General features: G+C 68.2%; 13 protein-coding genes and 1 pseudogene. 7 read left to right on the top strand and 7 right to left on the bottom strand.

The genetic code is table 11. The features are described from left to right. The 4 genes and pseudogenes from V7026_RS09455 to coaBC all read right to left on the bottom strand — a co-directional run. Nucleotides 1-602 (bottom strand): annotated as a pseudogene (locus V7026_RS09455) (site-specific DNA-methyltransferase); the annotation flags it as partial. A gap of 37 nt (nt 603-639) precedes the next feature. Then, entirely contained in the window at nt 640-1,050 is a 411-nt protein-coding gene (locus tag V7026_RS09450; RefSeq protein WP_334155133.1) for a type II toxin-antitoxin system HicB family antitoxin, read from the bottom strand. Then, nucleotides 1,047-1,256 carry a type II toxin-antitoxin system HicA family toxin gene (locus V7026_RS09445; protein WP_334155132.1) on the bottom strand — a complete coding sequence of 70 codons (210 nt, stop codon included), beginning with the start codon at nt 1,254-1,256 and terminating at the stop codon, nt 1,047-1,049. Before V7026_RS09445 ends, V7026_RS09450 begins: the two co-directional genes overlap by 4 nt. Nucleotides 1,257-1,307: 51 nt before the next feature. Continuing rightward, the gene (coaBC, locus tag V7026_RS09440) at nt 1,308-2,525 is read right to left on the bottom strand and encodes a bifunctional phosphopantothenoylcysteine decarboxylase/phosphopantothenate--cysteine ligase CoaBC (RefSeq protein WP_334155131.1); all 1,218 of its coding nucleotides are present in this window, start codon (nt 2,523-2,525) and stop codon (nt 1,308-1,310) included. Between the two features lie 96 nt (nt 2,526-2,621). Here coaBC and V7026_RS09435 point away from each other — a divergent pair, with 96 nt between their 5' ends. The 5 genes from V7026_RS09435 (at nt 2,622) to ftsB (ending at nt 7,183) form a co-directional block, all read left to right on the top strand. Continuing rightward, on the top strand, nt 2,622-4,265 hold the full coding sequence (locus V7026_RS09435) for a CTP synthase (RefSeq protein ID WP_334155130.1): 1,644 nt from the start codon (nt 2,622-2,624) through the stop codon (nt 4,263-4,265). Then, nucleotides 4,262-5,122: a 3-deoxy-8-phosphooctulonate synthase gene (kdsA, locus tag V7026_RS09430; RefSeq protein ID WP_334155129.1), complete on the top strand. Its 861-nt coding sequence runs from the start codon at nt 4,262-4,264 to the stop codon at nt 5,120-5,122. Before V7026_RS09435 ends, kdsA begins: the two co-directional genes overlap by 4 nt. 91 nt (nt 5,123-5,213) lie before the next feature. Beyond that, nucleotides 5,214-5,504, top strand: a complete 291-nt coding sequence (locus tag V7026_RS09425) for a DUF1330 domain-containing protein (RefSeq protein ID WP_334155128.1) — start codon at nt 5,214-5,216, stop codon at nt 5,502-5,504. A 67-nt stretch (nt 5,505-5,571) separates the two neighbouring features. Then, nucleotides 5,572-6,870: a phosphopyruvate hydratase gene (gene eno / locus V7026_RS09420; RefSeq protein WP_334155127.1), complete on the top strand. Its 1,299-nt coding sequence runs from the start codon at nt 5,572-5,574 to the stop codon at nt 6,868-6,870. A 10-nt stretch (nt 6,871-6,880) separates the two neighbouring features. Further along, on the top strand, nt 6,881-7,183 hold the full coding sequence (gene ftsB / locus V7026_RS09415; protein ID WP_334155126.1) for a cell division protein FtsB: 303 nt from the start codon (nt 6,881-6,883) through the stop codon (nt 7,181-7,183). A gap of 61 nt (nt 7,184-7,244) precedes the next feature. Here ftsB and hslO read toward each other — a convergent pair whose 3' ends face one another. Beyond that, the gene (gene hslO, locus V7026_RS09410; protein WP_334155125.1) at nt 7,245-8,228 is read right to left on the bottom strand and encodes an Hsp33 family molecular chaperone HslO; all 984 of its coding nucleotides are present in this window, start codon (nt 8,226-8,228) and stop codon (nt 7,245-7,247) included. A 9-nt stretch (nt 8,229-8,237) separates the two neighbouring features. Next, nucleotides 8,238-8,762, bottom strand: a complete 525-nt coding sequence (locus V7026_RS09405) for a gamma carbonic anhydrase family protein (RefSeq protein WP_334155124.1) — start codon at nt 8,760-8,762, stop codon at nt 8,238-8,240. Nucleotides 8,763-8,778: 16 nt separating this feature from the next. On the opposite strand from V7026_RS09405, the gene V7026_RS09400 reads away from it, so the two are divergent. Beyond that, the gene (locus V7026_RS09400; RefSeq protein ID WP_334155123.1) at nt 8,779-9,669 is read left to right on the top strand and encodes a ferritin-like domain-containing protein; all 891 of its coding nucleotides are present in this window, start codon (nt 8,779-8,781) and stop codon (nt 9,667-9,669) included. Nucleotides 9,670-9,694: 25 nt separating this feature from the next. On the opposite strand, the gene xerD is transcribed toward V7026_RS09400, so the two are convergent. Beyond that, entirely contained in the window at nt 9,695-10,597 is a 903-nt protein-coding gene (xerD, locus tag V7026_RS09395; protein ID WP_334155134.1) for a site-specific tyrosine recombinase XerD, read from the bottom strand. Nucleotides 10,598-10,630: 33 nt separating this feature from the next. Between xerD and gloB the strand changes: the two genes are divergently transcribed. Then, nucleotides 10,631-11,419: a hydroxyacylglutathione hydrolase gene (gloB, locus tag V7026_RS09390; RefSeq protein WP_334155122.1), complete on the top strand. Its 789-nt coding sequence runs from the start codon at nt 10,631-10,633 to the stop codon at nt 11,417-11,419. The last annotated feature ends 208 nt before the right edge of the window (nt 11,420-11,627 follow it).

The following is an 11,627-nucleotide window of genomic DNA, read 5'->3' as shown; positions in this document are numbered from 1 at the left end:
CGCTTTTCCATGAAGGCCAGCCACTTGCTGTGCCGCCAGCCATCGTTGCCGTCCACGTAGTCGTTGTTGTATTTCCAGTCGCGCGCGCCGGTGTTGTAGGGCGGATCGATGTAGATGCAATCCACCTTGCCGGCATAAAGGTAATCCAGCAGTTGCAGCGCATGGTAGTTGTCGGCTTCGATCAGCGTGTGCCAGGGGGCATCGGCTGGGCCGTTGGCCACCGCATCCACGGGCACCAAGGCGGGGAAGATCGGCTCGCCAAACTCCCGCACCACCAGCAGTTCATCCACCGGAAACTGCACCGGCTCTGCCGCTGCACGGGTCGGTTCGCTAGGGTGGACCTCGTTGCTGGGCTTGACGCAGGTGGCCACGCCCGCGTGGATGGACTGGATTTGCCACACATCTTTCAGCGCACCCTGACGGCGACACACCAGATCGCCCTTGCGTGGCTTGGCACCGTGCAGCGGCAACAACTCGGGCAGGTGGTCTTCGAACACCAAACCGAATTTCTTTTCTTTCTTGGCGTTGCTCCATTCGGCAGCAAGGCGCTCGCGCAGGCGCTGGTCCGGAATTTGCGCGATCAGATCATCGATAGCCGACACGTATCACCCTTTGGTTGCACATCTTTCAGCGCCCATCTCATTCCAGGCTGAGGACCAGCCGCTTGCCCAGTGCGGCGGCAGCACGCTCCAACTGCTTCAGGGTTGGGTTGCCGGGGCGCGTCAGCCGCTGCGCCGCCGGCCAGGAGGTGCCCATGGCGCGGGCGAGTTCGGAAAGGCTGTGCCCCTGCCGCGCAAAGTGGATCAAGAGCGCGGCCTGCACGGGCGCGTCCGGAATGGCCACCGGGCGACCCAAGGCCGGCGATGGTGGCGGGATGCCCTCGCCCTGTTCGAGCCGCACGGCCAGCACGCCAGTGAGCACCTCGGCGGCGTTGAAGGCGGCCTGTTCTTCGGTGTCGCCTTCGGTGAAGGCTTCCTCCAGATCGACGAACTGCACGAGATAGCCGCCTTCGGGCTGCGGTTCCAAGGTGTAGGGATAGGCAATGTTCATGTCAGCTTGACTCCGCTTTGCCGTTCGATGGCCTTGATGAGACCGGATGAAAGGTCGCGGCTGCCGTGCACCGGCACCGGCACGCTGCGCGGCGCGCCCGGCTTGGCGAGGATGTGGTGGCTGCCCTGCACCCGCGCCAGACGCCAGCCCGCAGCTTCCAGCCGCTTGATGACCTCCTTGCCATTCATCTTTTTATGATAGATCATCAACGGTAATTACTACCCCGTCCGCCGATCCAGAACCGGGGGGTTGTGGACCTAGACACGGCCAAGCCGGCGCGCGATCTCGCCGACGAGCTGGCGCGCCAGCGTGATCTTCGGCGCCGGCGGCAGCTCCACCGCCTCGCGCTCGTCCACCAGCAGCAGGGCGTTGTCGTCGCGACCAAAGGTGGCCGGGCCGATGTTGCCGACCAGCAGCGGCACGCCCTTGCGCGCGCGCTTGGCCTGCGCGTGCGCCAGCAGATCGTGGCTCTCGGCGGCAAAGCCGACGCAGTAGAGCTCGCCGCGGCGCGCGCGCGGCAGCGCCGCCACCGTGGCCAGGATGTCCGGGTTCTCGACGAAGGCCAGCGCCGGCGGCGCGCCGCCGCCGTCCTTCTTCAGCTTGTACTCGGCCGCCTGCGCCGGGCGCCAGTCGGCCACGGCCGCGGCGGCGATGAAGACGCTGGCGGCATCGACTTCCGCCAGCACCGCCTCCAGCATCTGCTGCGCGGTCTGCACGTCCACGCGGCGCACGCCGCGCGGCGTGCGCAGGTGCACCGGGCCGGCCACCAGCGTCACCTCGGCGCCAGCCTCGCGCGCCGCGCGCGCCACCGCAAAGCCCATTTTGCCGCTGCTGTGGTTGGTGATGCCGCGCACCGGGTCGATCGGCTCGAATGTCGGCCCCGCCGTCACCAGCACGCGCTGACCGCGCAGCACCTTCGGCTGCAGGTGGGCGATCAGCTCCTCGACGATCTCCTGCGGCTCCAGCATGCGGCCGTCGCCGACCTCGCCACACGCCTGCTCGCCCTGCCCCACGCCCAGCACCACCGCACCGTCGGCGGCCGCCTGCGCGACGTTGCGCCGCGTGGCCGGATGCGCCCACATCTCGCGGTTCATCGCCGGGGCCAGCAGCAGCGGCACGCGCTCGGCCGGCCGCGCCAGGCACAGCAGCGCCAGCAGCTCGCCGGCGCGGCCCTGCGCCAGCTGTGCGATGAAATCGGCGCTGGTGGGCGCCACCACGATCGCGTCGGCCCAGCGGCCGAGGTTGATGTGCGCCATCGCGTTGGGCTCGCGCGCGTCCCACTGGCTGGTGACGACCGGGTGGCCGCTGAGCGCCTGCATCGTCACCGGCGTGATGAATTGCGCCGCAGCCTCGGTCATCACCACGCGCACCTGGGCGCCGGCCTGCACCAGCAACCGGCACAGCTCGGCCGACTTGTAGCAGGCGATGCCGCCTGACAACCCCAGGACGATGTGCTTGCCGTCGAGTTCTTTCATGCGACCGCACTATACCGCCGGGCACCCGCACCGGACGGGGCCGGCTTTTATAATCGGCCTTTCCACAGACGGGCCCGTGGCGGCCCGCCCATTGACATGACCAAATATGTGTTCGTCACCGGCGGCGTGGTGTCGTCCCTGGGCAAGGGGATTGCCTCCGCGTCGCTGGCCGCGCTGCTGGAGTCGCGCGGCCTCAAGGTCACGCTGATCAAGCTCGACCCCTACCTCAACGTCGATCCGGGCACGATGAGCCCGTTTCAGCACGGCGAGGTGTTCGTCACCGACGACGGCGCCGAGACCGACCTGGACCTGGGCCACTACGAGCGCTTCATCACCACGCGGATGAAGCGCACCAACAATTTCACCACCGGGCAGATCTACAAGTCGGTGCTGGAGAAGGAGCGCCGCGGCGACTACCTCGGCAAGACGGTGCAGGTCATCCCCCACGTCACCAACGAGATCCAGACCTTCATCCAGCGCGGGGCCGAGGGCGTGGACGTGGCGATTGCCGAGATCGGCGGCACGGTCGGCGACATCGAGTCGCTGCCGTTTCTGGAGGCGGCACGACAGATGAGCCTGCGTCTGGGGCCCAACAACTCGGCCTTCGTGCACCTGACCTACGTGCCGTGGATCGCCGCCGCCGGCGAGCTCAAGACCAAGCCGACCCAGCACACGGTGCAAAAGCTGCGCGAAATCGGCATCCAGGCCGACGCGCTGCTGTGCCGCGCCGACCGCGTCATCCCCGACGAGGAGCGCGAGAAGATCAGCCTGTTCACCAACGTGCCGCTGTGGGGCGTGATCTCGATGCCCGACGTCGACACGATCTACAAGGTGCCGCGCGTGCTGCACGAGCAGGGGCTGGACGGCCTGATTTGCGACAAGCTGCGTCTGCACACCCCACCGGCCAACCTCAAGCGCTGGGACGACTTGGTCTACGAGGTTGAACACCCGCAGGGCGAGGTACGCATCGCCATGGTCGGCAAGTACGTCGACCTGTCCGACAGCTACAAGTCGCTCAACGAGGCGTTGCGCCACGCCGGTCTGAAAAACCACGTGCGGGTGGCGATCAGCTACATCGATTCCGAAACGCTGGAACGCGGCGACGTGGCCGAGCGCCTGGGTGGCTTCGACGCGATCCTGGTGCCCGGGGGCTTTGGCAAGCGCGGCATCGAGGGCAAGATCCTCGCCGCCCAGTTCGCGCGCGAGCACAAGGTGCCCTACCTTGGCATCTGCCTGGGCATGCAGGTGGCCACGATCGAGTTCGCGCGCCACGCGGCGGGGCTGGATGGAGCCAACTCGACGGAATTCGACCCGCACACGCCGCATCCGGTCATCGCCCTGATCGACGAATGGCTGGACGCCGATGGCACGGTCCAGAAGCGCGACGCCAGCACCGACCTCGGCGGCACGATGCGGTTGGGCGCGCAAAGCGCCGACGTGCTTCCGGGCACGCTCGCGTACCAAATTTACGGTCCGGTGGTCACCGAGCGCCACCGCCACCGCTACGAAGCCAACACGCAGTACCTGGATCGGCTGCGCCAGGCCGGGCTGGTCATCTCGGCGCTGACGCAGCGTGAGCAGCTCACCGAAATCGTCGAGCTGCCGCAGGACGTGCACCCCTGGTACATGGGCGTGCAGTTCCACCCGGAGTTCAAATCCACCCCGTGGGACGGCCACCCGCTGTTCAACGCCTACATCGCCGCGGCGCTGCAACACCAACGGCAGGAGGCTCGAGCATGAAGCTGTGCGGCTTCGAGGTCGGACTCGACCGCCCGTTTTTCCTGATCGCCGGCCCGTGCGTGGTCGAAAGCGAGCAGCTGCAAATGGACGTGGCCGGCCAGCTGCGGGACATCGCCTCTGAGCTCGGCATCCCATTCATCTTCAAGAGCAGCTACGACAAAGCCAACCGCTCCAGTGGCGCGTCGTTTCGCGGCCCCGGCATGGAACGGGGGCTGGACATCCTGGCCAAGGTGCGGCGCGAGATCGGCGTGCCGGTGCTGACCGACGTGCACACCGAGGCCGAGGTGCCGACGGTGGCGGCGGTGGTGGACGTGCTGCAGACGCCGGCCTTTCTGTGCCGCCAGACCGATTTCATCCGCGCCGTGGCGCAGTCCGGCAAACCGGTCAACATCAAGAAGGGCCAGTTCCTGGCGCCGCACGACATGAAGAATGTCATCGACAAGGCCCGCGCCGCCGCGCGCGAGAAGGGCCTGCCGGAGGACAACTTCCTGGCCTGCGAGCGTGGCTTCAGCTTCGGCTACCACAACCTGGTGTCCGACATGAGAAGCCTGGTCATCATGCGCGCCAGCGGCGCGCCGGTGGTGTTCGACGCCACGCACAGCGTGCAACTGCCCGGCGGCCAGGGCACGAGCTCCGGCGGCCAGCGCGAATTCGTGCCGCCGCTGGCGCGCGCCGCGGTGGCGGTGGGCATCGCCGGGCTGTTCATGGAGACGCACCCCGACCCGGCACAGGCGCTGTCGGACGGGCCCAACGCCGTGCCGCTGAAGTTCATGCGGGCGTTGCTGGAATCGCTGCGTGAGCTGGACGCCGTCGTCAAGCGCCAGCCGCTGCTGGAAGCGGAGTTTGCCGCCGCATGATGCCGCTGCAGCCCGACCCGCTCGACGACGCGCTGCGCGCGGCGCTGGGCGGCGTGCTGGCTGCCGCTGGCTGGACCTTCACCGAATCCCTATGAGCGCCTACATCATCGCCGACGTCGACGTCACCGACCCGCAGCAATACGAGGAATACAAGCGCTGGTCCAGCGCCGCCATCCAGGCGCACGGCGCCGAGGTGCTGGTGCGCGGCGGCGCGGTCACGGTTCTGGAGGGCAGCTGGCAGCCCAGCCGCATCGTCGTGCTGCGCTTCCCGTCGGTGGAAGCGGCGCGCGCGTTCCACGACTCGCCCGAGTACCGCCGCGCGCGCGAAGCGCGCGCCCGCGCCGCCGTCATGCGCATGATCGCCGTCGAGGGCGCGGCCTGACGGCCCGTCACCCGGCTCACCGATTGACCTGATTCCCACCATCCCAAGCAACGAAGGAACCCACGCCATGAGCGCCATCGTCGATATCGTAGGCCGCGAGATTCTGGACAGCCGCGGCAACCCCACCGTGGAGTGCGACGTCCTGCTGGAGTCGGGCGTCATGGGCCGTGCGGCCGTGCCGTCCGGCGCCTCCACCGGCAGCCGCGAGGCCATCGAGCTGCGCGACGGCGACCCCAAGCGCTACCTCGGCAAGGGGGTGCTGAAGGCCGTCGAGCACATCAACACCGAGATCAGCGAGGCGGTGTTGGGACTCGACGCCAGCGAGCAGGCGTTTCTGGACAAGACGCTGATCGATCTGGACGGCACCGAGAACAAGAGCCGCCTGGGCGCCAACGCGATGCTGGCGGTCAGCATGGCCGTAGCGCGCGCCGCAGCCGAAGAAGCGGGCCTGCCGCTGTACCGCTACTTTGGTGGCAGCTCGGCGGTGCAAATGCCGGTGCCGATGATGAACGTCATCAACGGCGGCGCGCACGCCAACAACAACCTCGATTTGCAGGAGTTCATGATCCTGCCGGTGGGCGCCCCCTCCTTCCGCGAGGCGATTCGCTGGGGCGCCGAGGTGTTCCATGCGCTGAAGAAAATCATCCACGACCGCGGCATGAGCACCGCCGTCGGCGACGAAGGGGGTTTTGCGCCCAGCGTGGCCAACCATGAGGCAGCCATCCAGCTCATCCTGGAAGCCATTGACAAGGCGGGCTACACCGCCGGCGAACAGATCGCGCTGGGCCTGGACTGTGCGGCCAGCGAGTTCTGCAAGGACGGCCCGGATGGCTCCAAGGTCTACCATCTGGAGGGAGAAGGGTTGGTGCTCAATGCCGCCGAGTGGACCCACATCCTGGCCACCTGGTGCGACAAGTACCCGATCATCAGCATCGAGGACGGCATGGGTGAAGGCGACTGGGCCGGCTGGGCACAGCTCACCCAGCGCCTGGGCAAGCGGGTGCAGCTCGTGGGCGACGACCTGTTCGTCACCAACACCAAGATCTTGAAGGAAGGCATCGACAAAGGCATCGCCAACTCCATCCTCATCAAGATCAACCAGATCGGCACGCTGACCGAGACGTTTGCCGCCATCGAGATGGCCAAGCGCGCGGGCTACACCGCCGTCATCAGCCACCGCTCCGGCGAGACGGAGGACAGCACCATCGCCGACATCGCGGTCGGCACGAACGCCGGGCAGATCAAGACCGGCTCGATGAGCCGCAGCGACCGCATGGCCAAATACAACCAACTGCTGCGCATCGAGGAGGATCTGGGCGACGTGGCGGTCTACCCGGGCCGCGAGGCGTTCTACAACCTGCGCTGATCCCCCGACCATGCATGCCCGCTGGGTCACGGCCTTGTTGCTCGGGCTGCTGGCCGTGATCCATGTGCAAATCTGGTTTGGCCGGGGCAGCGTGGCGCAGGTGGACGCGCTGCGCCGCGAGCTGGCCGAGCAAGAACAGGCCAACGAAGCCGCCCGGTTGCGCAACGAACGCCTGGCGGCCGAGGTTCAGGACCTGCACGAGGGCGTCGAGACGGTGGAGGAGATCGCCCGACAGGAGTTGGGCATGCTCAAACCCAACGAAATCTTCGTGCATATCCAGGGACCGGGGAGCGCCCGGTCAACGGGTGGCTAGGCGCCCCCTGCGGTGAACGCCCCGGTAAACGCCGCGCTGCGCTGACGCCTGAGCGCCGGCATCACTGCATGCGGTCGGAGCCTGGCGGCTGCTGGTCCTGCGTCAGGAACAGGCGGGCGGCATCGACGGGGTCGAAGCGGTAGTGCAACCCGCAAAAATCGCACCCCACATCGACTTCCCCCCGCTCGGCGAGGATGGCTTCGACCTCCTGCACGCCCAGTCCACGCAACATGGCGCCCACCCGCTCGCGCGAGCAGGTGCAGGCAAAGCGCGGATGCGCCTGGGCTGCCGAGGACGGTGCCAGACGCAGCAAGTTCTCCTGCCAGAACAGGCGATGCAGGATGGCGTCGGGATGCAACCCCAGCAACTCCTGGCGCGTCAGGCTGCTGGCCAGCGTCGCGATGCGGTGAAAGTCCTCGTTCGCCCCGAGCGCGTCGGATTCGTGCGCGACGGCCGCCGTGCCGGACAGGTTGGCCCGCCCCATCGCCGGCATGCGCTGAATCAGCAAGCCCGCCGCGATCGACGCGTCCGCCGCCAGCACCAGCCGGGTGTCCAACTGCTCGCTCTGCTGCATGTAGTGGCCGATGACGTCGCTCAAGCGCTCCAGGGGGCGCCCGGCGGCGTCGCTCAGTGGCACGACGCCCTGATAGGGCTGCTGTCCCGGCTGGCGTTCGCGCGGATCCAGCGTGATCGCGCACCGCCCCTGCCCCAGCACATTCACCATGTGCGACAGCGGCACCCCTGGCGCCACGTCCCCGTGCACCGTGGCCGTCGCGCGAAACGACAGGTCAGGCTGCACCTCGGACACGGCCACCTTGACCGGCCCATCGCCAAAGATCTGTAACACCAGCGCCCCGGCGAACTTGATGTTGCTGTGCAGCAGCACCGCCGCGGCCGTCATCTCGCCTAGCAGTTCGGTCACGGCGGGGGAGTAGCCGCCGGCACTCTGGCGCCGGCGCAGCAGCTCCTGCCAGCCATCGGTCAGGCGCACCAACGCCCCGCGCACGGGCACACCGTCGAACAGAAATTTGTGCAGTTCGGACACACGCGCCCCTCAGCCGATGCGCTTGAGGCCGACCCGAAAGCGCCGCGCGTTTTCGATGTAGTGGCGCGCACTCCAGCGCAGCCCCTCGATCTGCTCCGGCGTGAGCTGGCGCACCACCTTCGCTGGGCTGCCCAAGATCATCGATCCATCGGGAAATTCCTTACCCTCGGTCACCAGCGCGCCGGCGCCGACCAGACAATGCCGCCCGATGCACGCGCCATTGAGCACCACCGCGCCAATACCAATGAGCGACTCGTCGCCGATGGTGCACCCATGCAGCATGACCTGATGCCCCACCGTCACGTGCTCCCCGATGGTCAGCGGATAACCCACGTCCGCATGCAGCACGCTGCCGTCCTGGATGTTGCTGCCGCGACCAACGGTGATGGGATCGGTGTCGCCGCGCAGAACCGCGCCGAACCAGACGCTGGCGTCCTCCGCCAGGGTAACGCGGCCCATCACGCGGGCCGTGTCGGCCACGAACACCGACGGGTGCACGTCGGGGACGATGTCGTCGAGTTGGTAGATGCTCATTTATAGAATTGTACGAATGCATCCCCCCACGTCCACCGTGACCGCCGCTGCCCTGATACCGGTGGAGGACGCCCGTGCCCAAGCCCTGTACTGGCTGACGGAAGCCGACCCCGACGCCAAAGTCCGCGGCGTGCGGGCCCTCTGGCAGCGCGTCCAGGCCGATGCCGGGGCCAACCGGCCGTGTGCCGATCCCGGCACCACCTGGAGCCCGCCCACAGACCGCCCCCTGCCGGGTCGGCCGGCCCGCCCGCCGTTGATCGAGCCCGGCGCGGTGCCGCCACGCTCACCGTTCACCGTGGAGGGGCACGCCGCCCTGATCCACGCCATCTGCCACATCGAATTCAACGCCATCAACCTGGCACTGGACGCGGTGTGGCGCTTTCCCGGCATGCCCGAGGCGTTTTACCGCGACTGGTTGCGCGTCGCCGCCGAAGAGGCGAGGCACTTCACCCTGTTGCGCGACCACCTGCGCGGCCTGAACGGCCCCGACGGGCGCCGCTGGGACTACGGCGACTTCGACGCGCACGACGGCCTGTGGACCATGTGCGACAAGACCGCGGACGACATCGTCGCGCGCATGGCGCTCGTACCACGCACACTGGAGGCCCGCGGGCTGGACGCAACCCCGCTCATTCAGGCCAAGCTACGCCGTGCCGGCACGCCCACGGCTTTGCAGGCGTGCGCGATCCTCGACATCATCCTGCGCGACGAGGTGGGCCACGTGGCCATCGGCAACCGGTGGTACCGCTGGCTGTGCGAACGGGCAGGACTGGATCCGGTGGAACATTACCGGCAATTGGCGCGCCGTTACCGCGCCCCGCGCCTCAAGCCGCCGTACAACACCGAGGCGCGTCAACGAGCGGGCTTTACGGCCCAGGAGTTGGCCTTTCTCGAGCAAGCTGTCTGAGCTTTGAAAGATACCAGGACGCTGCTCACCCTCCGCCGCGCGGATGGTGCCGCGCATGCAGGGCCTTGAGCCGCTCGCGGGCCACATACGTGTAGATGGTGGTGGTGGAGATGTCCGCATGCCCCAGCAACAACTGCACCGCGCGCAGATCGGCGCCGTGGTTGAGCAGGTGGGTGGCAAAAGCGTGGCGCAGGGTGTGCGGTGACAGCGGTGCGGCGATGCCCGCCTGGCGGGCATAGCGCTTGACCAGCATCCAAAACATGACCCGGGTCATGGCCTCGCCGTGGCGTTCGGTGACGAACACGTCATCGCCCGTGCGGCCTGCCATCAGCACCGGGCGCCCCTGCGTCAGGTAGCGCCGCAGCCAGTCCGCCGCCACATCGCCAAACGGCACCAGCCGCTGCTTGTCCCCCTTGCCCGTGACGCGCACCACTTGGTCGGGCAAGCTCACCTCGAACAGCCGCAGCGCCACCAGCTCGCTGACGCGCAACCCGCTGGCATACATCAGCTCCAGCATCGCGCGGTCGCGCAGGCCCAGCGGCTGGGCGGTATCCGGGGCCGCCAGCAGGGCTTCGACCTGGGCCTCGGTCAGCGTCTTGGGCACGCGCAACAAGCGCTTGGCGGACAGCAGCGCGAGCGTGGGGTCGGCCTGCAGCAAGCCCTCGCGCAGCGCCCAGCGGTAAAAGCGCCGAAAGACCGCCAACCGCCGGTTGCTGGAGCTGACCCGGCTGCCCGGCAGCCGTTGCGCCATATACGCCTGCAGCTCGGCCGCCCCCGCCTGCAGCAGCCCCTTGCCCATCGACGCCAGCCAACCACGGAAACCCTGCAAATCGCTGCGGTAGGCGGCCAGGGTGCGCGCCGCCAGCCCGTCCTCCAGCCACAGCGCATCGATGAAACGGTCGACCACGGCATCATCGCCGGCTATCATCGCCATATGACGATGGTACCGTCTGACGCGACCATGCACGGGCCCGCGCCGACCGTCGAGCCGTTGCCCGCTTTCAGCGACAACTACATCTGGCTGCTGCATCGGGGTGGCGATGCCTGGGTGGTCGACCCTGGCGACGACGCCCCCGTGCGGCAAGCACTGCAACGGCGGGGTCTGCGCCTGCAGGGCATTTTGCTCACCCACCACCACGCCGACCACGTCGGCGGCGTCACGGCCCTGCGCGCGGCGACGGGCTGCCGGGTCGTCGGCCCCGCTGGCGAGCCCGTGCCGGAACCGGTCGAGCCCGTGGCCGAAGGCGACACCGTCGAGGCACTGGGGCAGCGCTGGCGCGTGCTGGCGGTACCCGGCCACACGGCAGGGCACATCGCCTATGTCAACGACGCGCCCCCGGAGGGCCCCCGTTGGCTGTTTTGTGGCGACACCCTGTTGTCTGGGGGGTGCGGCCGCCTGTTCGAAGGGACGCCGGCGCAGATGCTGGCTTCGCTGGATCTTCTGGCGGCTCTGCCGGCCGAGACTCAGGTGTGCTGCGCGCACGAATACACGCTGTCCAATCTGCGCTTTGCCCGGGCGGTCGAGCCGGACAACCCGGACTTGGCCGCCTACACCCGTACCTGCGACGCCCGACGCGCTGGGGGCGAACCGACCCTGCCCAGCACCATTGCCACCGAACGCCGCATCAACCCTTTTCTGCGCAGCCGGGAACCGACGGTGCGGCGCGCGGTCCAGCAACAAGACCCAACAGCCCGCAGCGACGTGGAGGTTTTCGCCGCGCTGCGCCGCTGGAAAGACGGCTTTCGCTGACCACAACCGCTCGCGCCCACCCTCGCCCCGCCGCCCAACCCGAATCGACCCGCCTTGATGACCGCTTTCCAACGACTGGCGCTGCTGCTGTGCGCATTGGCACTGGCCGCCTGTTCCACCCTGCCAGCCCCTCGCTCGGCCGACGACCGCCCGACCCCGCCTGCACCTCCTGCCGCCGTGGCTGGCGGTGAATCGACCCCGCCCACGC

Origin of the sequence: Tepidimonas sp., from assembly GCF_036825565.1 — a bacterium.
Classification (GTDB): domain Bacteria; phylum Pseudomonadota; class Gammaproteobacteria; order Burkholderiales; family Burkholderiaceae_C; genus Tepidimonas.
This window is presented reverse-complemented; position numbering and strand designations above follow the sequence as displayed.